Annotated in this window: 23 protein-coding genes and 3 pseudogenes; 8 read left to right on the forward strand and 18 right to left on the reverse strand. The window is 61.5% G+C overall.

The annotated features are described in order from the left end of the window. Nucleotides 1-183: 183 nt before the first annotated feature. Nucleotides 184-1,518, reverse strand: coding sequence for an aspartate aminotransferase family protein (locus J2X71_RS08260; RefSeq protein ID WP_310381023.1), 1,335 nt, complete (start codon nt 1,516-1,518; stop codon nt 184-186). Nucleotides 1,519-1,660: 142 nt separating this feature from the next. On the opposite strand from J2X71_RS08260, the gene J2X71_RS08265 reads away from it, so the two are divergent. Next, nucleotides 1,661-2,209, forward strand: a complete 549-nt coding sequence (locus J2X71_RS08265) for a cupin domain-containing protein (protein WP_310381026.1) — start codon at nt 1,661-1,663, stop codon at nt 2,207-2,209. Here J2X71_RS08265 and J2X71_RS38090 read toward each other — a convergent pair. Continuing rightward, nucleotides 2,206-2,683, reverse strand: a pseudogene (locus J2X71_RS38090) (pyrroline-5-carboxylate reductase); the annotation flags it as partial. The gene J2X71_RS08265 and the pseudogene J2X71_RS38090 overlap by 4 nt on opposite strands. Nucleotides 2,684-2,688: 5 nt before the next feature. Here J2X71_RS38090 and J2X71_RS38095 point away from each other — a divergent pair. Then, nucleotides 2,689-2,784: pseudogene (locus tag J2X71_RS38095) on the forward strand (LysR family transcriptional regulator); the annotation flags it as partial. Nucleotides 2,785-2,811: 27 nt separating this feature from the next. On the opposite strand, the gene J2X71_RS08275 reads toward J2X71_RS38095, so the two are convergent. Continuing rightward, nucleotides 2,812-3,330 (reverse strand): YidB family protein, encoded by a 519-nt coding sequence (locus J2X71_RS08275; RefSeq protein WP_310381031.1) that lies wholly within the window; start codon nt 3,328-3,330, stop codon nt 2,812-2,814. A 15-nt stretch (nt 3,331-3,345) separates the two neighbouring features. Then, the gene (locus J2X71_RS08280; protein ID WP_310381034.1) at nt 3,346-3,672 is read right to left on the reverse strand and encodes a hypothetical protein; all 327 of its coding nucleotides are present in this window, start codon (nt 3,670-3,672) and stop codon (nt 3,346-3,348) included. Between the two features lie 100 nt (nt 3,673-3,772). Here J2X71_RS08280 and J2X71_RS08285 point away from each other — a divergent pair. The 5 genes and pseudogenes from J2X71_RS08285 to J2X71_RS08305 form a co-directional block, all read left to right on the forward strand. Further along, a pseudogene (locus tag J2X71_RS08285) lies at nt 3,773-4,339 on the forward strand (ATP-binding cassette domain-containing protein); the annotation flags it as partial. Nucleotides 4,340-4,351: 12 nt separating this feature from the next. Continuing rightward, the gene (locus J2X71_RS08290) at nt 4,352-4,477 is read left to right on the forward strand and encodes a hypothetical protein (RefSeq protein ID WP_310381036.1); all 126 of its coding nucleotides are present in this window, start codon (nt 4,352-4,354) and stop codon (nt 4,475-4,477) included. Nucleotides 4,478-4,746: 269 nt separating this feature from the next. Further along, on the forward strand, nt 4,747-5,748 hold the full coding sequence (nuoH, locus tag J2X71_RS08295) for an NADH-quinone oxidoreductase subunit NuoH (RefSeq protein WP_310381038.1): 1,002 nt from the start codon (nt 4,747-4,749) through the stop codon (nt 5,746-5,748). Nucleotides 5,749-5,758: 10 nt separating this feature from the next. Next, nucleotides 5,759-6,325, forward strand: a complete 567-nt coding sequence (locus tag J2X71_RS08300) for an NADH-quinone oxidoreductase subunit I (protein ID WP_310381040.1) — start codon at nt 5,759-5,761, stop codon at nt 6,323-6,325. Nucleotides 6,326-6,370: 45 nt separating this feature from the next. Then, nucleotides 6,371-6,811 (forward strand): CBS domain-containing protein, encoded by a 441-nt coding sequence (locus tag J2X71_RS08305; protein WP_037108634.1) that lies wholly within the window; start codon nt 6,371-6,373, stop codon nt 6,809-6,811. A gap of 75 nt (nt 6,812-6,886) precedes the next feature. Here the strand turns inward: J2X71_RS08305 and nuoG are convergent, their stop codons facing one another. From nuoG to J2X71_RS08375, 14 genes are all read right to left on the reverse strand, one after another. Then, nucleotides 6,887-9,466 carry an NADH-quinone oxidoreductase subunit NuoG gene (nuoG, locus tag J2X71_RS08310; RefSeq protein WP_310381045.1) on the reverse strand — a complete coding sequence of 860 codons (2,580 nt, stop codon included), beginning with the start codon at nt 9,464-9,466 and terminating at the stop codon, nt 6,887-6,889. Nucleotides 9,467-9,498: 32 nt separating this feature from the next. Continuing rightward, nucleotides 9,499-10,764, reverse strand: a complete 1,266-nt coding sequence (gene nuoF, locus J2X71_RS08315; protein ID WP_310381046.1) for an NADH-quinone oxidoreductase subunit NuoF — start codon at nt 10,762-10,764, stop codon at nt 9,499-9,501. A 4-nt stretch (nt 10,765-10,768) separates the two neighbouring features. Then, nucleotides 10,769-11,278 (reverse strand): NADH-quinone oxidoreductase subunit NuoE, encoded by a 510-nt coding sequence (gene nuoE / locus J2X71_RS08320; protein WP_310381049.1) that lies wholly within the window; start codon nt 11,276-11,278, stop codon nt 10,769-10,771. Between the two features lie 15 nt (nt 11,279-11,293). Continuing rightward, nucleotides 11,294-12,508 carry an NADH dehydrogenase (quinone) subunit D gene (nuoD, locus tag J2X71_RS08325; RefSeq protein WP_310381052.1) on the reverse strand — a complete coding sequence of 405 codons (1,215 nt, stop codon included), beginning with the start codon at nt 12,506-12,508 and terminating at the stop codon, nt 11,294-11,296. A 28-nt stretch (nt 12,509-12,536) separates the two neighbouring features. Further along, nucleotides 12,537-13,073 (reverse strand): NADH-quinone oxidoreductase subunit C, encoded by a 537-nt coding sequence (locus J2X71_RS08330; protein ID WP_310381055.1) that lies wholly within the window; start codon nt 13,071-13,073, stop codon nt 12,537-12,539. Beyond that, nucleotides 13,070-13,573: an NADH-quinone oxidoreductase subunit B family protein gene (locus J2X71_RS08335; RefSeq protein ID WP_003582024.1), complete on the reverse strand. Its 504-nt coding sequence runs from the start codon at nt 13,571-13,573 to the stop codon at nt 13,070-13,072. Before J2X71_RS08335 ends, J2X71_RS08330 begins: the two co-directional genes overlap by 4 nt. Then, nucleotides 13,561-13,926 carry an NADH-quinone oxidoreductase subunit A gene (locus tag J2X71_RS08340; RefSeq protein WP_037071608.1) on the reverse strand — a complete coding sequence of 122 codons (366 nt, stop codon included), beginning with the start codon at nt 13,924-13,926 and terminating at the stop codon, nt 13,561-13,563. The genes J2X71_RS08335 and J2X71_RS08340 overlap by 13 nt, the downstream gene beginning before the upstream one ends. A gap of 128 nt (nt 13,927-14,054) precedes the next feature. After that, nucleotides 14,055-15,494 carry an NADH-quinone oxidoreductase subunit N gene (locus J2X71_RS08345; RefSeq protein ID WP_310381090.1) on the reverse strand — a complete coding sequence of 480 codons (1,440 nt, stop codon included), beginning with the start codon at nt 15,492-15,494 and terminating at the stop codon, nt 14,055-14,057. Further along, nucleotides 15,491-16,966 (reverse strand): NADH-quinone oxidoreductase subunit M, encoded by a 1,476-nt coding sequence (locus J2X71_RS08350; protein WP_310381093.1) that lies wholly within the window; start codon nt 16,964-16,966, stop codon nt 15,491-15,493. The genes J2X71_RS08345 and J2X71_RS08350 overlap by 4 nt, the downstream gene beginning before the upstream one ends. Nucleotides 16,967-16,974: 8 nt before the next feature. After that, a complete protein-coding gene (locus tag J2X71_RS08355; protein WP_310381095.1) occupies nt 16,975-18,750 on the reverse strand; it encodes a Na(+)/H(+) antiporter subunit D in 1,776 nt (591 codons plus the stop codon). Continuing rightward, complete coding sequence (locus J2X71_RS08360) at nt 18,743-18,997, reverse strand: hypothetical protein (protein WP_310381098.1); 255 nt, start codon at nt 18,995-18,997, stop codon at nt 18,743-18,745. Before J2X71_RS08360 ends, J2X71_RS08355 begins: the two co-directional genes overlap by 8 nt. Further along, on the reverse strand, nt 18,994-20,460 hold the full coding sequence (locus J2X71_RS08365; RefSeq protein WP_310381102.1) for a monovalent cation/H+ antiporter subunit D family protein: 1,467 nt from the start codon (nt 20,458-20,460) through the stop codon (nt 18,994-18,996). The genes J2X71_RS08360 and J2X71_RS08365 overlap by 4 nt, the downstream gene beginning before the upstream one ends. A 5-nt stretch (nt 20,461-20,465) precedes the next feature. Beyond that, nucleotides 20,466-20,768 carry an NADH-quinone oxidoreductase subunit NuoK gene (nuoK, locus tag J2X71_RS08370; protein WP_310381107.1) on the reverse strand — a complete coding sequence of 101 codons (303 nt, stop codon included), beginning with the start codon at nt 20,766-20,768 and terminating at the stop codon, nt 20,466-20,468. After that, the gene (locus J2X71_RS08375; protein WP_310381110.1) at nt 20,768-21,268 is read right to left on the reverse strand and encodes an NADH-quinone oxidoreductase subunit J; all 501 of its coding nucleotides are present in this window, start codon (nt 21,266-21,268) and stop codon (nt 20,768-20,770) included. Before J2X71_RS08375 ends, nuoK begins: the two co-directional genes overlap by 1 nt. A gap of 287 nt (nt 21,269-21,555) precedes the next feature. Between J2X71_RS08375 and J2X71_RS08380 the strand changes: the two genes are divergently transcribed. Continuing rightward, on the forward strand, nt 21,556-22,485 hold the full coding sequence (locus J2X71_RS08380; RefSeq protein ID WP_310381113.1) for a substrate-binding domain-containing protein: 930 nt from the start codon (nt 21,556-21,558) through the stop codon (nt 22,483-22,485). Nucleotides 22,486-22,501: the final 16 nt, after the last annotated feature.

Genomic DNA, 22,501 nt, shown 5'->3' on the forward strand with positions numbered 1-22,501 from the left:
GATTTAGATCGGCACTCTTTTGCTTGGGGCTGTTACGAACACACCACGGTTTATCATAAGCTCGGGGCGCAGCACCTTCCTTTCCGGTCGGCGAAGATGAGGCACGAAGCCGATTACCTCATCTATGCTGAAAGCTCCGATACGCTTCTTTCTCGTTGCGCAATGTCCATGTCTTAGCTGTATTCACGCCACCCGGTTCAGGGCATCGCCGATCTTGGATACGATCGTTTCGATTTCGCTCTTCTCGGCGATAAGCGGCGGGGAGAGGGCGATGATGTCGCCGGTGACGCGGATCAGCAGTCCCTTGTTGAAGCAATCGACGAAGACGTCATAGGCGCGTGTGCCCGGCGCGCCCTCGCGAGGCGTAAGCTCCACGGCGCCGACAAGACCAAGGTTGCGGATGTCGACAACATGGGGATGGCTCTTCAGCGAATGCAGGGCTTCCTGCCAGTGATCGGCAAGGCTGGCGGCACGGGTTAGCAACCCCTCTTCCTCGTAGATCTCCAGAGTAGCGATACCGGCGGCACAGGCGACCGGATGGCCCGAATAAGTATAGCCGTGAAACAGCTCGATGGCGTTTTCCGCACCGACCATCAGTCCGTCATAGACCTTCCGGCTGGCAAAGACCGCCCCCATCGGGATCGTGCCGTTCGTCAGCCCCTTCGCCGTCGTGATCAAATCTGGAATGACGCCAAAATAGTCTGTTGCGAACGGCGTTCCGAGCCGTCCGAAGCCGGTGATCACCTCATCGAAGATCAGGAGAATGCCGTAATTGTCGGCGATGGCGCGCAATCTTTGTAGATATCCCTTCGGCGGAAGGATAACGCCTGCGGAGCCGGACATCGGTTCGACGATGACGGCGGCGATGGTCTCGGCCCCGTGTAGCTGAACGAGGCGTTCGAGATCGTCGGCGAGCTCGGCACCATGGTCCGGCAGGCCCTTGGTGAAGGCATTGCGCTCCACGTCGAGCGTGTGGCGCATGTGGTCGGCTGGGATCTGCGGGAACATCCGGCGATTGTTGACGAGGCCGCCAACCGAAATGCCGCCGAAACCGACGCCGTGATACCCCTTTTCCCGGCCGATAATGCGGGTGCGGGTGCCCTGGCCGATCGCTCGCTGATAGGCGATCGCAATCTTCAGTGCAGTGTCGACCGATTCCGAGCCGGAACCGGTGAAGAAAATCCGGTCGAGCTTCGCGTCAGGCCCGCCGGGCGCGATTTTTGCGAGCTTGGCTGCGAAGTCGAAGGCGATCGGGTGTCCCATCTGGAAGGTGGGCGCAAAATCCATGGTCGATACCTGGCGCTCAACGGCCTGGGAAATTTTCCTGCGGCCATGGCCGGCATTGCAGCACCAGAGGCCAGCCGTTCCATCGAGAACGCGGTTGCCGTCGACATCGGTATAGTACATGCCCTCAGCGGAAGCGAGGAGGCGGGGCGCCGCCTTGAACTGGCGGTTCGCCGTGAACGGCATCCAGAAATTATCGAGCACCGGCGCGTTCGTCTTGCTGATCTGATCCATCTTGCCCTCCTTTGGCTGTCAGAGAGACCTCCCGTATTTTCATCGATCGAACAAGTCCTTTTCTTTGTGCCCGTAACCTATTGAATATACGTGAGTGCTGACCTACAGATTTCGATATTCTGGACAACATAAACGGTGATACATGTCGTTTGATCTTGGAAACCGCCTGCGCTATGTGCGGACGGCTCGCAAGCTTTCCCAGCGTGAACTGGCGAAGCGGACCGGAGTGCCGAACTCGACGATCTCGCTGATTGAATCGAATGCCTCGAATCCGTCGGTCGGTGCGTTGAAGCGGATCCTGGATGGCATTCCCATCGGACTTGCGGAATTCTTTGCCCTGGAGCCGGAAAAGCCAAGGAAGGCATTCTATGCCGCGGACGAACTGGTCGAGATCGGCAAGGGCGGCATCTCCTTCAGGCAGGTGGGCGAGAGCATGTTCGGCCGAAGCCTGCAGATCCTCAAGGAATGCTATCAGCCCGGCGCCGACACGGGAAAGGTGCCCCTTGTGCATGAGGGGGAGGAGGGCGGCATCGTCCTGTCGGGAAGACTCGAGGTCACAGTCGACAATGAGCGACGAATCCTAGGTCCGGGTGACGCCTATTATTTCGAGAGCCGCCGCCCGCATCGCTTTCGATGCGTTGGCCCCGCTGCCTGCGAGGTCGTCAGCGCCTGCACGCCCCCGACGTTCTAGGGACGGCCCTGGATGCGGGCAAGCACCCGGCCAAGTGCGTCATGGAGTGAAGCCTGGCCGCCTTTCGTCTGGAAGTCCGTAAGGACCTGTTCGTTCAGTCCGCCCTTGGTGGCGAACTCGCGGCTCAGTTCGACAACGCTCGCGTCTGGGTCCTCGTTTGCGCATCTGGCAAGCCTCTCGAACAGAGGGGCGAGATAGGAATGGGCCTTCGATTGCGCAAGTCCAACTCTGCAAGCCACGCCGTCGCGATCTCCGTCACCCCGAAATAGGTCGACATCAGCGCACTCGCTGCCGCAAGAAGATCGTACTCCTTCCTGGAGGCGCGTTGCACGGCGCTGCCAAGAGTGTCGAAAAGTGCCGCGACGGCGGTATCGGGAGGATAGATCGCCGTCACGCCGTTTCTGTCTGACGCAGGGGGATCGCCTGGACCAGATGCACATCCGCGCCGATCCAATCGAGCAGCGTCTGCCGCTCGATTCAGGCCGGTAGAGAATATCGGCTCCTTGCGCTTCTTCTCGATTGCCCACGAGCGCTATCTGCTGGCCGTCGCCAAGGGACGCTTGCTGTCGCGCAAGAGCATCTCCACGTGGCATCGACGCCGACTAGATCGATGTCTGTCCTCGTGACGTATTGTTGCTGGCAGAGGACAGAAAATTATCCTCGGCACTGGGGACTTGGCCATTAGGGGTGAGGTCGTCGACCGCCTTGGGAAGGTCGCGGCTCAAACGGGCGAGAATTTCTTCTCGAGAGAGCCCTGTCTTGGCAGCCAACTCGTCTAAGGTCTCGGCGCCCAGCGCTTGCTCGAGTTCGCCATCGTTGATCTCCGCATTAGGGCCGGGCTTGACCCAGGACTCCGCTTTTTCGCCCTGGCCGTTTTGCTGGAAGGTCTTCAGGAGATCGCCCAGTCCCCCGCTGAGGATGCCCCCCGCGGTGAGACCGCCGAGAAGGTCTCCAAAGCCGCCGGGCCTGACGCCTCCCTGATCGTCGCTTGGTTGCGGGGCTGACGCTCCGTCACGCTGCCGGTCTTGCAGCCCCCGCAGAAATTCGCCGATCTTGTCTCTGTTCTGGTACCCGGCAACTGCGAGAACGCCGAGTAGGGCCTTCATAGGTCCGCTCATCATAGTTATTTCTCCTGGCTAGATTTCGGGGCATCCCCGACGGTTTGCGAAGATCATCCGATCCGGACCTCGTCTGGTGAACCCTTCGACGACTATGCTTCGAGGTGTCACCCGGACGACCTGTGCTCTGCGGAGCCCTTCGCCTCGCGCAATGTCAAGGGCCTCCCGAGGAGGGCAGCCTCGTGGCCGCCGGTCGTAGCGTTCATATTGATCACGGTCGTAGACGCCGATGCCTCCGGGGCCTACGCGCAGTTCCAGATTCTGAGTTGACGCGATCGTCGGGAGGACTGTCAGCCCGGACATGGCCGCCATACCTACGAGCACGAACTGAAGCGTTTTCTGCATTGTCTATTCCTCCGAGCATGCAAGCCTTTGAAGAGCACAACATCGATGCGCGGTTTTTGTTCCTCCATCGAGCGGCGTTGAGGCGCTGTCTGACTTTGGACAGCCCCGCGTCACTCATGGCCTCGCGACGGCTTCGCAAGCCCGCCAACGTGTCGGCGATCTCTTGGAACGTGTCGGCCTTGCAGCTTCGATGGCGGATCGTTTTCCGCACGAGTTTTCCGGCGGCCAGCGCCGGCGCGTCTGCATCGCGCGTGCGCTCGCGCTGGAGCCAAAGCTTCTGATCGCCGACGAATCCGTTTCCGCGCTCGATGTCTCCGTGAAGGCGCAGGTGATCAACCTGATGCTCGACCTGCAGGAAAAATACGGCCTCGGTTATCTCTTCATTAGCCATGACATGGCGGCGGTCGAGCGCATCAGCCATCGGGTGGCGGTCACGTATCTCGCCGAAATCGTCGAGATCGGCCCGCGCCAGGCTGTGTTCGAAAACCCGCAGCACGAATATACCAAGCGCCTGATGGCGGCGGTGCCGATCGCCGGTCCGTCACGCCGGCAGCCGCGACGGATCTCCGACGCCGAGATCAAGAGCCCGTTCCGCGCTGCAGATTATGTGCCGCCGAAGCGCACCTACGAACAAGCCGGTGACGGCCACTTCGTTCAGGTGGCCTGAAAAGGATACGTCGTGATCGTCACCTTTGGCTCCATCAATGTCGACTTCGTCTACTCGGTCACAAAGCTGCCTCAGCTGGACCAGACGCTGATGGCCAAAACGTTTCGTACCGAAGCCGGCGGCAAAGGCGCAAACTAGGCATCGGCGGCGGCTCGTAACGGCGCCGAGGTGGTACAACCACCGCTTTGTCCGCAAATGGCGCAAAGCCAGAGACGCGCATCGAACCACTTGTCTCAAACATCCTGAGCCGGACACATCATAGCCAGCAGCGACTTAACTGTGATGGCATTGTATGCGGTGTGTCGCCGTTGTACCATGTAGCCCGACGGTTGCGCATAGTGCTCGATGTATAGCCGGAGCCAAAGTCCGGTCGCATGTTTCAACCCGATGAATAAGTGGCGCGGATCATGGAACTTATCGTCGCCCTTGGCCTGATTGTCTTCAAGGTCGCGTTTCTGATTGCGATCCTGCTGCTGCTGCCGTTGCCGTTAACCTGGGTGGAACGCAAGATCGCCGGGCACATCCAGCAGCGGATGGGGCCGATGCGCGTCGGGTGGCACGGGCTGCTGCAGCCGGTGGCGGACGGAATTAAGCTCTTAACCAAGGAGGACCACATCCCGGCCGAGGCCGATCGCTTCCTGTTCAAACTGGCGCCAATCCTGGCGCTCACCCCGCCCTTTGTGGTGTTCGTCGCGATCCCCTTCGGCGAAAGCATCTCGGTCCTCGGCGCCGAGATCACGCTTTACGTCTCCAACATGAATGTGGCGTTACTCTTCGTCTTTGCGGTGATCGGGATCGAGGTCTATGGCGTGATCTTCGGTGGCTGGGCCGCTAACAGCAAATACGCGGTCCTCGGCAGCCTCAGGACCTGCGCGCAGATGATCAGCTACGAGATTCCGATGGGGTTTGCGGTGATCGGGGTGGTCATGTTGGCGCAATCCATGAGCCTGCTCGACATCGTGCGGGCCCAGACCGATGTCTGGAACATCGTCTACCAGCCGGTCGGCTTCTTCGTGTTCTTCGTCGCCGGATTGGCCGAAGCGCAGCGTATTCCCTTCGATCTTTCGGAAGCGGAGGGAGATCTCGGGGCCGGCTTCCATACCGAGTACAGCGGTATCCGCTTTGCGTTTTTCATGGTCAGCGAATATGCCATCGTGTTGCTGGTATCGGTCCTGGTGGTGATCCTGTTTTTCGGCGGCTGGAACGGTGTGCTAATCCCCTTGCCACCACTCCTCTGGTTTGTGCTCAAGGTCGCATTCTTCGTCTACGTGTTTATCTGGGTCCGCTTCACTTTCCCCCGCTACCGCTACGACCAACTGATGGCGATCGGATGGAAAGTCTTGCTTCCTCTGTCGATGGCGAACATAATTATAACTGGTGTACTTTTAGGGGCCGTAGCGGCTCCGTAGCGAGGCGGCGATGTCGCGCGCGCAGGACAGAGTTGGAACATGGATTGGCTGGGCGTTCTTCGCCGATCTGGCGAATGCGTTGGCTTTGACCTTCGGCTACCTGTTCTCCAGAACCGTAACCATGCAATATCCGGACACGGAAAAATGGCTACCCTACTCACGCTATCGCGGGCATCACTTCCTGACGCGTGATGAAGAGGGCGAGATCAAGTGCGTGGCCTGCGAACTCTGCGCGCGGATCTGTCCCTGCGACTGTATCGAAGTCGTTCCCTACGAGGACGAGAAGGGCAACCGGCACCCGGCAAAATTTGAGATTGACACGGCTCGCTGCCTGTTCTGCGGGCTGTGCGAGGACGCCTGCCCAGCGGATGCAATCGCGCTTGGCCAGCAGTACGAATTTTCGAGTTTTTCCTCGCGTGACCTGGTGATCGGGCGCGACGACCTGCTCGCCAAGCCGGGCAAGGCTGAAACCGGCGGCGGCGTGGTCGCTGCGCGCCTGAATACACAGAAGGACGTGCTCGTCGAGACGAAAGAGATGCAGGGCTACAATTGGTGGCGGAATATCCGGCGAACGTGAACGCGCGCCATCCGTCAAGCCGGAGCGCGCAGACAGGAGGCTCAGATGCTTGTCGGCGAAATCATGAAGAACAAGGGTGTCGGTGTCATCGCTGTCGCTCCCGATCAGACGATGGTGGAAGTCTTGAGGCTGTTTCGCGACAACAATATCGGCTTCGTCGTCGTCAGCCAATCGAACGACGAATACCTGGGTTCGCTATCGGAGCGGGATTGCTGCAATGCGGTGGCGGAATACGGGGCCGAGGCGGTGATGATGCCGGTCGCGGATGTCATGAACCGCAATGTGGCGACCTGTTCGACACGGGATTTGCTACCCGTCGCGATGGGGATCATGACCCAGCGGCGTACGCGTCATGTGCTGGTCATGGATGGAGGCGACGTTGTCGGTGTGGTCAGTGTCGGCGACGTGGTTAAACACAGGCTCGACGAAGCGCAGCGCACAGAGCAGGATCTGCAGGATTACATCTGCGGGACCAGGTATCACTGACGTCGCCAACTTGATGTGAAGGCGCTGGGGCAGGGCAGCTTGCCGGGTGGCCCGCGGCGCGGCGATCCCAAATCTTCAGACCCCACGCCAGATCCGGCTCGTGCGGTCGACCTCAAGAGTGGCATGCACCTTGTGGACCTCCACCGGGCATGGGTATTCGCCCCGCCGCATCAAGCCGTTGAGACGCAAGGCTCGATAGTTTTCCGGAACGAAGACGAGGCCCTTGGGAAACCGCCTGTCGACCTTGAGCTGCGCCGTCAGTTCGCCCTGGGCGGAACGCACAATGACCTGATCGCCATCTAAAAGGCCAAGCTGCGCGGTATCCTGCGCGCTCATCGCGACATAGGGATCATTGGCGACCGTGTTTAAGATGTCCGACCGTTCGGAAAGATATCCGTTGTGGAACAGGCAGTCGCCGGTGATCAACATGAGCCGGTCGGCTTCCGCCGGGACGGACGGCGGCGCAAAGAACCTGGCCACAGGTGGCGTCGGCACCGCCTTGGTAAATGCGCCGTCGGCGCCAAGCCCGTCCTGTCTCAATCCCTGATAGGCCGGAACCAGCCGTGCAATCTCGTCGAAAATTTCGCCTTGCGTCGACGGCCGCAGTGCCTGGTTGCTGAGCGCTGCGACGAAGTCGAAGATCGCCAGATTGCTCCGCGCCTCGAAGGCGGGTTCGCGGAATTTGCGGACCGTCTGGGTCCGGCCCTCGTTGTTGGTGAACGTGCCGGTTTCCTCGCCGTAACCTGCCGCAGGCAGGACGACCTCGGCAAGGCCCGCCGTATCCGTGAGGAAGGCGTCCTGCACGATCAGGAGATCGGCGGCGCCAAGCGCGCGCGTCACGAAATCCCTGTCGGGATAGGCGATCAGGGGGTCGGTTCCGACGATGTAGAGGGCGCCCATCCGCCCGCCGACGCAGAGCTCCAGAATGGCGTCGAGATCCGCGCCGGGTTCAGGCGGGATTTCGGCGCCCCAGTCCCGCGCAAGACTTGTGCGCGCCACATCGTCGGCGACCGCCCGCAGCCCCGGCAGAGCGGCCGGCAGGACTCCCATGTCCCAGGCGCCCATCTGGTTGGCGCGGTCGAAGAGGAACTGCATTGCCAGGCCCTTGCCGAGCAGGCGCAGAACCTGCAGCAGGTTATTGATCTGCTGCAGCGTCGCGCGCGCTTCGGGTGATCTCAGGAGGTCGACGCTAACAAGCAGGGTGACGCTACGGCCTTCCCTGAGCGCCGCGGCCAGACGATCCGGCCCGTCAATGCCGGTTTCCGCCGCCGGCTTGCCGATTGTCGCGGCGATGCCTGCAAGAACGTCGTCCGGCAAGGCCTGACCAACAGCCGCTGCGAGACCGGCCACCACTGCCGCAAGGCTCGCCGCTTCTCCGCCCGGCAGCACGCGAACCACCACCCTGGCATCGGCATCCAGACGGGATGGCCGCGCCGAGAGCATGAGCAATCCGGTCTGCCGCCGCCGCACGCCATCCCGCAGCAGGTATTCGGTGACCGGGTTCTCCTCGGTGACATTGCCGCCGACGACGAGCACGCAGTCGTTGCCGATCACGTCGTCCAGCGGTGCACGGCTGTTGAAGGCTGCCAGTAGCGGGCCGAGCGTTTCGAAGGGCGTGGACCAGCGTGACGAGCAATCAATGTTGTTGGTCCGGAATGCCGTCCGCATCAGCTTCTGAAACTGATAGAGCATCTCGTTGGGGAGGCGAGGCGAGGCCAGCCCGCCGGCAGCCTTGCCCTCGACGCCCGATAGCCGCCGGCGCAGGTAGTCCCCAGCCTCATCCCAGGAAACCGGAACCAGGGCGCCATCACGACGGATCATCGGTCGCTTGATCCGGTCCCGGCTCGCGACGAAATCGAGGCCGAAGCGTCCCCGGACGCAGAGCGTTTCGCGGTTGACCCCCTCGTCCCATTTCGAGCGCACCCGCATGAACTCGCCCTTACGTGTGCCCACCGTCAGCTGGCAACCGGTGCCACAATGCGGGCAGACCGTGTCGGTCTCAGTGAGATCCCAAGGCCGCGCCTTGTAGCGATAGGGGAAGCTCATCAGCGCGCCGACCGGGCAGACCTCGACGCAATTGCCGCACTGGTCACAAGCCGCGAGGCTGCCCTCGAAGCCGGTGACGGCGGTATCCATGCCTTTTTCGATTGTGCCGAGGGCGACCGCGCCGACGACCTCCTCACACATCCGGACACAGCGCTGGCACTGGATGCAGCGGTTGACGTTCATGATGATGACCGGGCTCAGACGAATGTCCTCGGAGTGGAACACACGCTTGTCATCGCGGAATCGGCTCTCGCGGGGCCCGTAGGCCATCACCATGTTCTGAAGCTCGCATTCGCCGCCCTTGTCGCAGATCGGACAATCGAGGGGGTGGTTGGCGAGCAGCATATCGAGCATGGAAGAGCGCGTTTCCTCGATCAGAGCTGTGTTCGCCCGCACCACCATACCCTCGGTGACGGCGGTGGCGCAGGACGGCTGCAGCCGCCGCTGCCCCTCGATCTCCACCAGGCACATGCGGCAGGAGGCCAGCGGCGGCAGACGCTTCAGATAGCAGAAGGTCGGGATATCGATGCCCAAACGCTGGGCGGCCTGCAGCACTGTCGAGCCAGCCTCAACTTCCAGCGTTTGTCCATCGATCGTAATGCTAACCATGCTTCCTCGCAGTCCTGTCGCAGCACACGCCTTCAGTGAAAAGGACACCTGCGGTCCTCGATATGGGCAACGAACTCATCGCGAAAATGGCCGAGTGCCGCCCGCAACCCCATCGCCGCCCCGTCACCCAAGGCACAAAACGTATTGCCGAAAATGCCTTTGCAGAGCATCTCCAGCTGCTCCAGATCACCGGGCGCACCTTCGCCGGCCTCGATCCGGCGCAGGACCTTCACGACCCAGTTCAATCCTTCCCGGCATGGCGTGCACTTGCCGCAGGACTCATGATGGAAGAATTCGATGATCCGGGTGGCGACCTTGACCATGCAGGTCGAGTCGTCGATGACGATAACGCCAGCCGAACCGAGCATCGAGCCGGCGGCAGCCAGCGAGTCGAAATCCATCCTCACCTCCAGCCCGTGCTCCGGTATGACCGGCGCTGAGACACCGCCCGGGATCACCGCCTTGATTCTGCGTCCCGGCAGCGCGCCGCCGGCGTGGTTCTCGACCAGTTCGCGCAGCGGTATGCCCATCGGCAACTCATAGAGGCCGGGTTTGCGCACCTGTCCACTGAGGCAGTAGAGCTTCGGGCCGGGGCTCTTGTCCGGGCCGATGCCCCGAAACCAGTCCGACCCCCGTATGACGATATGCGGCACGCAAGCGAGCGTCTCGACATTGTTGATCACGGTCGGGCTGGCGTAGAGCCCGGCCACGGCCGGAAATGGCGGCTTCAATCGCGGTTGCGCCCGCTTGCCCTCGAGCGACTCGAGCATCGCAGTCTCCTCGCCGCAGATATAGGCGCCGGCGCCGCAGTGGATATGTACGGCGAAATTGAAATCGGAGCCCAGAATGCGCTTTCCGAGATAGCCCTTTGCGTGTGCCTCGGCGATCGCCTGCTCCAGACGACGGGTCGCCGTCACATATTCTCCGCGAATGTAGACATAGGCGGTTTCTGCCCCAATCGCATATGCACTGACCGCCAGCCCCTCGATCAGTTGATGCGGGTCGCGCTCCATGATGATCCGGTCCTTGAACGTGCCTGGCTCGCCCTCATCGGCGTTGCAGCACAGATATGTCGGCTTGCCGGTGCGCTTCGGCACGAAACCCCATTTCATGCCCGTTGGGAATCCGGCACCGCCGCGACCGCGCAGGTTGGACCGTTTGACGAGGTCGACAACCTCGTCAGGCGTGTACGCGCGCAGCGCCTTTTCCAGCGCCTGGTAGCCGCCGCCAGCCTCGTAGGTCGACACCAAATGACTGTCGGCCACATCGACATTTTTGAGAAGAACCGGCTCGAACATGGCGCTACTCCCCCGGCAGCCGCGCGGAGGCGTGCTCGACGCTCGGCGCTCCCACTGTCGCCCGCAGGCTGCCCAACAGTGCGTTTATCCGCGCCACATCAAGGTTGGCGTGGTAATCGTCGCCGACTTGCATCACCGGAGCCATCTCGCAGGCGCCGAGGCATTCGACGGTCGAAAGCGTGAACAGCCCGTCCGGGGTGGTGTCGCCTTTCCTGATCCCCAGCACCGTTTCCAGGTGGTTTAGCAGCTCCTCTGATCCGCACAGCATGCAGGAAACATTGTTACAGAGCTGCAGGTGGAACATCCCCACCGGCTCGGTGTGGAAAAGGGTGTAGAAAGTCGCCAACTCGTAGACCCAGATCCGCTCGACCTTGAGAATGTCGGCGACCTCTTCCAACACCGGCCCAGGCAGATGGCCATGTTCTTCCTGCGCGATCAGCAGCGCGGGCATGATCGCAGAACGCTGGTCGGGATAGCGCGCCGCCGCCTCTTGGATCTTTTCGCGCATGGTCATCGCATCAAATCCTTGCTACTTGTCCACCTCCGCCATCACAGGGTCGAGGCTGCCGAGCACGGCGATCATGTCCGCCAGATAGCGGGCGTTGGTGACCCCGAAGAGAGCCTGAAGATTGACGAACGAGGGTGCCCGCACCTTCATGCGGAACGGTTTTGGCGACCCGTCGCTGATGATGTAGAAGCCAAGCTCGCCCTTTGGCGCCTCGATCGCTGAATAGACCTCGCCCTTCGGCACCTTGAAGCCGTAGGCAGACAGGTCGAAATGCTGGATCAGCGCCTCCATCGAGCAGTGCACCCGATCCTTGTTGAGCGGGAAGGCGATTGTCGGATTGTCGATCTGGAACGGGCCCTCAGGCATCTGGTCGATGCATTGTTCGATGATCCTCATGCTTTCGCGCATCTCGTCGACGCGGCATCGCCAGCGTGCATAGCAATCGCCCTCGTTACGGGTGATGACGTTGAAATCGAGCCGGTCGTAGATCTCGTAGGGCTCATCGCGCCGGATGTCCCAGTCGACACCGGAAGCACGCAGGTTCGGGCCGCTGAGGCCGAGATCGACAGCATCTTCGGCAGAGATCACGCCGATCCCCTTCGTGCGATTGAGAAACACCCGGTTATCTTCGAGCAGTCGCTCATAGTCGCGGATCCGGTTCGGGAAGATGTCGCAAAACTCCCGGATCTTCGGGAAGAACCCGTCAGGCAGGTCCTCGCGCACCCCGCCGACCCGGCAGAAGGACGTGTGCATGCGCGCACCGGTGATCATTTCCAGGAGGTCCATGATCATTTCGCGCTCGCGCATGACGTAAAGCAGCGCGGTCATGGCGCCGAGATCCATCGGCAGCGCGCCGGTGATCAGGAGGTGACCGGAGATCCGTGCCAGCTCGGCCATCATCACGCGGATATATTGCGCTCGGATCGGTGCTTCTATGCCGAGGAGTTTCTCCACCGCCAGCGCGAAGGCCAGGTTGTTCGAGGGCGGACAGAGATAGTCGAGCCGGTCCGTCAGCGGGAAAATCTGGGTATAGGTGAAGCTCTCCGCCAGTTTTTCGGTGCCGCGATGAAGGTAGCCGATATGCGGATCGACGCGCTCGACGAACTCGCCGTCCAGTTGGAGGACGAGCCGAAGAACCCCATGCGTGCTGGGGTGCTGCGGACCGAGGTTGAGAAGCACTTCCCTGGTATTGAGCGCTTCGCCCTCAGGCCTGCTGAGCTCGGTGACTTCGGTCATCTCAACGTTCCGGCGTAGAACGGCCTCCTTACGGAATGTCCCTGGTGGCAAGGTCGGGCTGCGTTGGCGGCGGACCTTCGGCACCGAAGGGGTTCAACTGGTCCTTATAGCCCCTTAAGGGGAAATCCTTGCGCTGGGGAAAGCCCTCGAAGCCTTCCCACATGTAGATCCGGCGCAGATCGGGATGTCCCTGGAACCGGATGCCATACATGTCCCAGGCCTCACGCTCATGCCAGTTGGCGGTGCGCCAGACCCCCGTGACCGAAGGCACTTCAGGAGGATCGCCAAGCCGGCACTTGATGCGGACCCGCCACCTGTTGGGCAGCGAATAAAGATGGTAGACCGCCTCGAACCGCGGCATTTCGGGATAGTGATCAACCCCGCAAATGTCCGAGAGGAAGTTGAATTGCAGCGCCGGATGCTCTTTCAGGAACCGGCAGAACTCGACGATCCCTCCGGGCGGAACGGCAAAGGCGTCGATACCGTGCGCAGTGCCGAGGTCCTCGATTGTTTCTCCGAAGCGCTCCATGATCGGAGCGCGATTGAGGGAGGGCTGCGCACTCATGACGCTATGACCCGATCCAGAGGTGTGCCGGCGAGCGCCCGGGATCTCTTGATCTTTTCTTGAAGCAGGAGGAAGCCGTGCATCAGCGCCTCGGGCCGGGGCGGACAGCCAGGCACATGCACATCGACGGGCACGAAGGTTTCCGATCCCTGCACCACGGCATAGGTGTTGTAGACCCCGCCCGAAATAGCGCAGGTGCCCATGGCGATCACCCAGCGCGGTTCCGGCATCTGGTCATAGAGCCGCCGCACGACGGGCGCGAATTTCCGGGTCACGGTGCCGGCGATGATCATGACGTCGGATTGTCTCGGCGAAGGGCGGAACACCACGCCGAACCGGTCGAGATCGTAGCGGGCGCAACCGGCCGAGATCATCTCGATGGCGCAGCAGGCAATGCCGAAGGTCTCCGGCCACAGCGCCGATCTCCGGCTCCAACTGATGATGCTGTCAGCCGTGGTGAACAGCACGCTGTCGCGGATCGCGTTGTTTACGCCTCCCATTCCAGCGCTCCTTTCAGCCAGGCGTAGGCGAAGCCCACGAGAAGCAGCACCATGAAGACGATCATCTCGATATAGCCGACCAGCCCGATCTCTTTCAGGACGACGGCCCAGGGAAAGAGGAACATCGCTTCGACATCGAAAACGACCAGCAGGATCGCGAGGATAAAGAACGGCACCCTGAAGCGGCCCGCCGCCGCCTCGCCCGCTGCATCCATGCCGCATTCATAGGGCATATTCTTGGCGGGGTAGGGATTGGATGGGCGCAGCAGCGAGGAAACGAACAACGTCACCCCGACCACCAGAACGACTCCGGCGACCATGAAAAGAACGGGCAAGAATTCCATTGCAGTCATATCACTGCACCGGTTGCCCACCGACCTCGTCCCGAACCGGTAAATCGGTCCGCCGCGGCGCGACTTGGGCAATCCTTCCTCCGCGTTCAAGTCTATTCCGTCGGTGTGATCATTGCAAATCCAATCGCTCACCCACCAAAGACCGATCCTTGGGCGAGCTTCAGAAACCACGACGGAAACAGGCCAATGCCGATGGTGCCGGCGGCGGTGACGGCGAGTGTCGCACCCACCAGAGGCGTCAGCGCCGGGGCGAAGGCCCTCTTCGGCTCGCGCATGTAGATCACCATGACGATGCGGATGTAGAAATAGGCGGCGACGGCGCTGAGCAGCACTGCGATTACCGCCAGCATGACGAAACCACGCTCGACGAGGGCGACCAGCACGTAAAACTTGGCGAAGAACCCGGCCGTCGGCGGAATGCCGGCCAGCGAGAAGAGATAGAGCAGCATCAGAAGCGCCAGCCCTGGATGTGACTTGGCGAAACCCGCATAGTCTTCGATGACCTCGCCCGAGAAATCGCCGTTCCGCATCATGATGACGGCGGCGAAAATGCCGAGATTCATGAAAGCGTAGATCAGCAGATAGAGCATCACGCTGGCGATCCCATCGGCACCGCCGGCGGCCACGCCGAAAATGGCGAAGCCGGCATGGGCGATGCTGGAATAGGCCAGGAGACGCTTGAAATTATCCTGGACCAGCGCCACGAAGCTGCCGAGCGCCATGGTCACCACCGCAATGACGGCGAGGATGATCCAGACGTCCGAGGCTGCGACCAGAGGGTTGAGGAACACCCGCAGGATCACCGCGAACCCCGCCGCCTTGGGGCCTACCGACATGAAGGCGGTGATCGTCGTCGGCGCGCCTTCATAGACGTCCGGCAGCCACATATGGAAGGGAACCGCGCCGACCTTGAAGACCAGCCCCGCGACGATGAAGACCACCGCCAGCAACAATCCGGGATCGAGCCGATCGCCGGTCACGGCCGCAGCCATCCCGTCCAATTGCGTTGTGCCTGTGAGCCCGTAGACCAGCGAAACGCCGTAAAGGAAAATCCCGGTCGAGACCGCGCCAAGGATTACGTATTTCAGTGCTGCTTCGTTCGACCGCCGCTCACGCCGCAGGAAACCGGTCAGCACATAGGTGCAAATCACCATCAGTTCGATGCCCACATAGATCGACAGGAGATCGGTCGCCGAGGCCATGATCATCATGCCCGAAAGCGCAAAGAGCAGCAGGACATAGTATTCGCTGCTGCCGATCCCTTCGATATCGGCATATTTTCGCGAAAGGAGGAATGTCAGAACGGTGGCCAAGTAGAAGACGAACTTGAAGAAGACCGCGAAGCGGTCGGCGAGGAACATGCCCGTGTAGGCCGGCCGCACCTCGCTCGCCAGCATGAGTGTCGCCAAGGCGGCAATCAACACGACCGCGACCGACGCCCAGACAAGGAAATGTTCCTGTCCCTTTCGCACAAACTGTCCCAGGATCAGCAGGATGCAGGCGCCAGTGATCACCACGATCTCGGGCAGGCTCGCCAGGGCCGACTGGAAAAGCGTGGCGGCGGTCATGGGCCGCTCCCCCTACTTTGCACCTGCGTCAGCAGATGCTTCACCGAGGCATCGATGACGTTGAGAAAGGGTTTCGGATAGAGCCCAACCCAAAGTACGAAGACGGCCAGCGGCAGGATCGCAGCCATCTCACGTGCGTTCACGTCGCGTATCGTCAACCCGGCGCCGACGCTGGTCGGGCCGAGCGCGACTTTCCCATACATGCCAAGCAGATAGGCAGCCCCCAGCAACGCGCCCAAAACGGCGGCCGAGCCGGCGACCAGGTTGGCGGCAAACCCGCCTGACAGCACCAGCAACTCGCCGACGAACGAATTCGTTCCCGGCAGCGCCATCGACGACAGGGTAAACAGTGCCAGAAACGTGGTGTAGACCGGCGCCACTTTCATCAGCCCGCCATAGTCGGCGATGCTGCGGGTATGGGTCCGCTCGTAAATCAGCCCGACGAAGAGGAATAGGGCGCCTGTCGTCACGCCATGATTGAACATCTGCAGGATACCGCCCTCGAGCCCACGGAGGTTCAGCGCAAAAATCCCGAGCGTCACGAAGCCCATGTGGCTGATGCTGGAATAGGCGACCAGCTTCTTCAGATCGTCCTGCGCCAGCGCGAGCAACCCGCCATAGACGATCGCAAGCACCGAAAGCGCCAGCATCAGCGTCGAATAATACATCGATGCCTCCGGCAGCATCGGCAGCGAGAACCGCAGGAATCCGTAGGCGCCCATCTTCAGGAGCACGCCGGCGAGGATAATGCTGCCCGCCGTCGGCGCCTGCACATGGGCGTCCGGCAGCCAGGTATGGACCGGCACCATCGGCACCTTGACCGCAAAAGCGATCAGGAAGGCGAAGAACAGCCAGGACTGGATCCGGAACGGCAAGTCCTGCTCTGTCAAAGCGAGGATATCGAAGGTCCTGCCACCGTAGAAATAGAGCACGATGACACCGATCAGGAATAGGAGGCTGCCCGCCAGCGTGTAGAGGAAAAACTTGATCGCCGCATAGACCCGACCCTCGCCGCCCCAGACGCCGATGATGAGGTACATCGGGATCAGCATAGCCTCCCAAAAGACGTAGAAGAGGAACAGATCGAGCGCGCAGAAGACCCCGAGCATCAGCGCCTGCATGGAGAGCAGGCAGATCATGAATTCCTTCACCTTGCGGTCGATCGCGACCCAGGAGGCGAGCACGCAGATCGACCCCAACAGTGCGGTCAGGAAGACGAAGAGCGCGCTGATTCCGTCGATGCCAAGCGCATAATTGATCCCGAGCGCGGGCACCCACGGGCGCGTTTCGGTGAACTGCATGGCATGGGTCGTGGTGTCGAAGCCGACCAGCATGGCGATGCAGAGAGCAAGGTCGAGGACGGTGAAAGAGAGCGCAGTCCACCGCGCCGCATCGTCAGCGCGCAGGAACATCAGGACCGCGGCCCCGGCGACCGGTGTGAATATGATGAGGCTCAGCAGCGGGAAGCCCATGGCACCCCCTACCGCCACGCCACGACGAAGACGACGGTGGCTGCGATCAGACCGACGACCATCGCCAGCACGTAATGGGTCACGACACCCGTCTGGAGCCGCCTGAGCCGTCCGCCGCTCTGCAGGATCGAGTGGGCGACGCCGTTCACGACGGCATCCACGCCGAAAAGATCGAGCCGGAGTCCTGCCCGCGCGGCGCCGTGCAGCAAGGGCATCGCTGCGGTCTCGGAGACATTGCTCGCCACCTGCTCATAGCGCGCCAGCGGCCTTTCGGCGAGCCACATGAAGGCCCGCGCACCCTTGCGGTAAAACCAGTCGGTGTCGAGGCTGATCGTGTTCTCGGGATCGAGCGCCCAGAGGAAAAGCACGAACCCCAGGGCGGTGAACATCAGCAGGCCGAGGCTCTCCATGACATGCGAGCCCGTATAGGGTTCGAAATCCACCGGATAGGGCAGAAGCGCATAAAGCGGCTGGGGGAACACGCCGATCGCAATGCAGAGTATTGCCGCCATGCCCATGGCAATCAGCATGTTGCTCGGCGGCTCCCGCGCCTCCAGTTTCCGGTCCGTCCCGAAGAACATGTAATAGGGCAGCTTGAGGCCGGTGTGCAGGAACGTCCCGGACGATGCCATCGTCAGCGCCAGCACCACCAGCGCGCGGTGATCCGCTCCTGCAGCCGCTATCACCATCGATTTGGTGACGAAACCCGAGAAGAACGGGAAGGCCGAGATCGCCAAGGCGCCGACCATGTAAAGCGCCACGGTCAGCGGCATGGTCTTGTAAAGCCCGCCGAGCTCGGTGAGCTTGCGTCGGCCGGTGACGTAGATGACTGCCCCGGCACCCATGAACAGCAGCGCCTTATAGAGGATATGCGCGAAGGCGTGGCTGGCGGCTCCATTCACCGCCATTTCGGTCCCGATGCCGATACCCGCGATCATATAGCCCACCTGGCTGACGATGTGATAGGCGAGAAGCCGCCGGCAATCGTTCTCCAGCACCGCGTAGATGACGCCGTAGAGCGCCATGATGGTGCCGAGCCAGACCAGGAGCTCGGTCCCCGGAAACGCCCGCGCCAGCACATAGACGGCAGTCTTGGTGGTAAACGCGCTCATGAACACCGCCCCGGTGACGGTCGCCTCCGGATAGGCATCGGTCAGCCAGGCATTGAGCGGCGGCACGGCCGCGTTGAGGATGAAGCCGGCGAGGATCAGGTAGTCGCCGCCCCCCATTCCCCCGTTGGTGAGGTCCCCCGCGATCGGACCGAAAAGCAGTGAACCGGTGGCGAGCCCGTGGGAAATGATGCCGCCGAGCAGGACGACGCCGCCGGTGATATGGACCATGAGATAGCGGAAGCCGGCCCGGATCGCCGGCCCACCACGCTGCGCAAAGACCAGATAGGCGGAAGCGAATGCCATGCCCTCCCAGAACAGGTAGAGGGTCAGATAGTCACCGGCAAACACCACGCCAAGCGCGCTGCCGACATAGACGAATGCCGCTACGTGCTGGCCGGCATCCGTCAGGTGCAGCGCGTAGACCATGCCGATCAGCGCCATGATGGTGAAAACGGTGGCGAAGACGATGCTGAGCTTGTCCACCTTCGCAATCAGGACCTCCTGCCCGATGAACCGCGCTTCACCATAGCTGCCCGGCTCCATCGCAAGTACGGCAAGGATCGCGAGCGCCGGGATCAGAAGCAGATAGGCCTTGCGGATCGACCCGCTGAGGAACGGGATCGGCAGGGCGCCAAGAATAAAGAGCAGAGCCGGATGGATGAAGTCAGTCATAATAGTCCTCGCGCCGCATCAGCCCGACCCGATGGCCGAGAAACTTGGAAACGAAGATAAGCAGGACGCAGGAAACGAAGCCGTAGACGGCCGACCAACCCGGCAGGCTGTCCCACAGATATTCGGCATGTTCGCGCAAGACCAGAAAGTCGGCGAGGACGATCAGGACGAGCGCCAGGTAGAACAGTCGGCGTCGCGGCCTCGCATATTGCTCGTCACCAAAGAAGTCGACGACACGCTTGATCATCGGATCACTCCGTCTGCCAGGGTGAGAAAATAGCCCGGGAAAATGCCCATCAGCACCGACAGGATCGCCGTTGCGACCAATGGAATCGTGACCAACGGAATTTCACGGACCGTGGTCCGGCTCTCCTCTTTCCTCTCCGCCTGGAAGAAGGCGGCATAGCTGACCGGCAGGAAATAGGCGGCGTTCAGGATCGAACTCACCAGGAGCACGACCAGGAACGCGGTCTCTCCTGCCGCCACGGCGCCCTCCGCCAGATACCACTTGCTGACGAAGCCGGCAGTGGGCGGCACGCCAATCATGCTGAGCGAGGCGACGAAGAATGCTCCCATCGTCCAGGGCAGCCTGCGGCCGATACCGGCCATGTCGCTGATGTTACGCTTGCCCGACGCGCAATAGATCGACCCGGCGCAGAAAAAGAGCGTGATCTTGGAGAATGCGTGCGCCGCGATGTGGATAATCCCGCCGACCATCGCGACCGGCGACAACAGAACCGCGCCCAGCACGATGTAGGAGAGCTGGCTGACCGTCGAATAGGCGAGCCTGGCCTTCAGGTCGTCTCGCGTCAGGGCGTAAACCGATGCCATCAGGATCGTGAACGAAGCCAGATAGGCCGTGGCGATGCCGAGGCCGAGCCCGCCCACTAGTTCCGTGCCGAAGACATGGAACACCACCCGCAGCACGCAGAACACGCCCATCTTGACCACTGCCACTGCATGCAAAAGCGCGCTGACCGGTGTCGGCGCGACCATCGCGGCGGGCAGCCAGGCGTGCATCGGCATTACGGCGGCCTTGGCGAAGCCGAAAAGATAGCAGAAATAGACGACCGTCAGCAGCGCCGCCGAGGCATTGCTCCCCGCCAGCAGTCCCCCCGCGACAAAGTCGAGCGATCCCGCAATATGATAGGTCAGCGCCAGTGCGGCGAGCAGCGCGCTTTTCGAGGCACCCATCAGATAGACGAGGTACTTGCGGCTGCCCCGCCATCCCTCTTCGTCCTCGTGGTGGTAGACGAGCGGATAGGTAACGAGGCTGAGCACTTCGTAGAAGATCACCAGCGTAAACAGATTGGCGGCGAAGGCGCCCCCGGCGGCGGCCGCAAGACTGCTGGCGAAGCAGGCGAAGAACCGGGTCTGCGCATGCTCGTTCAGATGCCGCATGTAGCCGATGGAATAGATCGCCGCCACGATCCACAGCAGCGACGAGACGGTGGCAAACACCATGCCGAGCGCATCGACCCGGAAAGCAAAGTCGATCCCCGGCACAGTCTCGAACAGGCGCAATTCGACCGTCCCGCCCGCCAGCACCGTGGGCGCCATCGACACGACAATCGCGAACATGGCGATCGCGGCCAACGGCGAGACCAGATCGCGAAGTCTCTCGCGGTTGTTCAAAAGGAGAACTGCAAGGGCCGCCAGACCGGCGACGGTGATGGCAAGCAACGGCCGGATCGATACAACCGGGTCCAAAGCCGCTATCCTTTCATCACCGTCACGTCGTCGACCTTGAGGGTGGATTTGTTCCTCACGAGGGCGACCAGGATACCGAGGGCGACGGCAACCTCTGCCGCGGTGATTGCGATGACGAAGATCGCGAAGATCTGCCCGCGGAAATCGGCATGGTAACGCCCGAAAGCGATGAAATTGATGTTGACCGAGTTGAGCAGCAGCTCCAGCGACATCAGTACGACGAGAATATTGCGCCTGAGCAGCACGCCCGCCGCTCCGATCACGAACAGGGCCACTCCGAGCACAATGTACCACCAGAGCGGAACCATCACCCCTGCTCCTTCCGCGCCAGGATGATGGCGCCGACCAGGGCCGCCAGCAGGATTACGGAGGCGGTTTCAAACGGTAGGAGATAGTCGGCGAAAAGTGCCGTGCTAAGCTGCCTGATGTCATCGCCGCCGCCCATGGCGACGGGCTCCATGAGCGAAAAGCGGTCGCTCCAGAGCACCAGCACGAGCATCTCGACCCCGAGCAGGACGAGCAGTACCAGAGCCGGGAGGTTGCCGCCCGGCAAGAACCGCTGCAACACCACTTCGCGCACATCGATCATCATGATCACGAACAGGAACAGGACCATGATCGCGCCGACATAGACGAAGATCTGGATGACCGCGAGCAACGGTGCCTCGAGCAAGACGAAGATTGCCGAGACCTGCAGGAAACACGCCATCAGCGCCAACGCGCTGTGAACCGGATTGCGCGCCAGGACCACCGTCAGGGCCGTGATCACGGATACCGCAGCGAACAGAAGAAAAAACCCCTGATCCATCGACGCCGACCCTCCGACGCGAACTGCCACTCGGCGCGAGACGGCCGGATTTGAGACTGCGCCGCAACTTCAGATGCCTTCGGAAATTGTGCCCTAGTATCGGATTTTTCACAAGATTATTGTCATCGGGCAGCAAAACTAGGCCAGTCCGGATGTGGCGAAGGCCGCTCTCTCCATAGCGCCACAGCAAGCGGGGAAATTTCCCTGTCCACCTCTCTGCGAATGCAAGGTAAAATTTACCAAGATTTGTAACGATCCGACCCTATCCAAATCGCGGAGGGAATTTAGTGAAGACTGCCACGCTCGCATCCATAGCCTTGGCGATGTCGATCTCCGCCGCCGGCGCCCAGACAATCGGCGTCTCGATGTCCGATCTCGACAAATTCAGAACGGCGCTGCTGAACGGCGTCGTCACCCACGGGCAGACGATATCAGGACTCAAGCTCGTCACCGAAAATGCCAAGGGCGACAATGAGCTGCAGAAGAAGCAGGTCCAGAAGCTCATTGCCGACAAGGTCGACGCCATTATCCTTGCCGTCTCCGATGGCGACCTCGGGCCGCAAATGACCAAGATGGCGGCAGACGCGGGCATTCCGCTGGTCTACATCAACAACGTTCCCTCCAACCTGCTCGACCTGCCGGAAAATCAGGTGGTGGTCGCCTCCAACGAGAAGGAGTCAGGGACGCTCCAAACGAAGCAGGTCTGCGCGCTCCTCAAGGGCAAGGGCCGCGTCGTCGTGCTGATGGGCGAACCCTTCCACGCGGCCGCCCGTGCCCGCACCCAGGACATATCGGACGTCATCGCCACGCCGGAATGCAAGGGCCTCGAGATCGTCGAGCGGCAGGCCGCCTATTGGTCGCGCGATTATGCCGATCAGCAGATGCAAGAATGGCTGGCGGCCGGCGTCAAGTTCGACGCTGTCATCGCCAACAATGATGAGATGGCGCTCGGCGCGATCCGCGCCATGAAGAAGGCCGGTATGACGATGAAGGACGTCGTCACCGCCGGGGTCGATGCGACCGACGACGCGCTTGCCGCGATGGCAGCCGGCGATCTCGACGTCACCATTCTTCAGAGCGCTGTCGGGCAGGGTGCGACCGCTGTCGACGCTGCCGTGAAGCTCGCCAACAAGGAGAAGGTGCCGCGCGAAAATAACGTTCCCTTCGAACTCGTGACGCCCGAGAACATCACCAAATATTTGCCGAAGAGCCAGTGAGCATAAGAGGCCAATC

It is taken from the genome of Rhizobium sp. 1399, assembly GCF_031455475.1.
Taxonomy (GTDB): domain Bacteria; phylum Pseudomonadota; class Alphaproteobacteria; order Rhizobiales; family Rhizobiaceae; genus Rhizobium.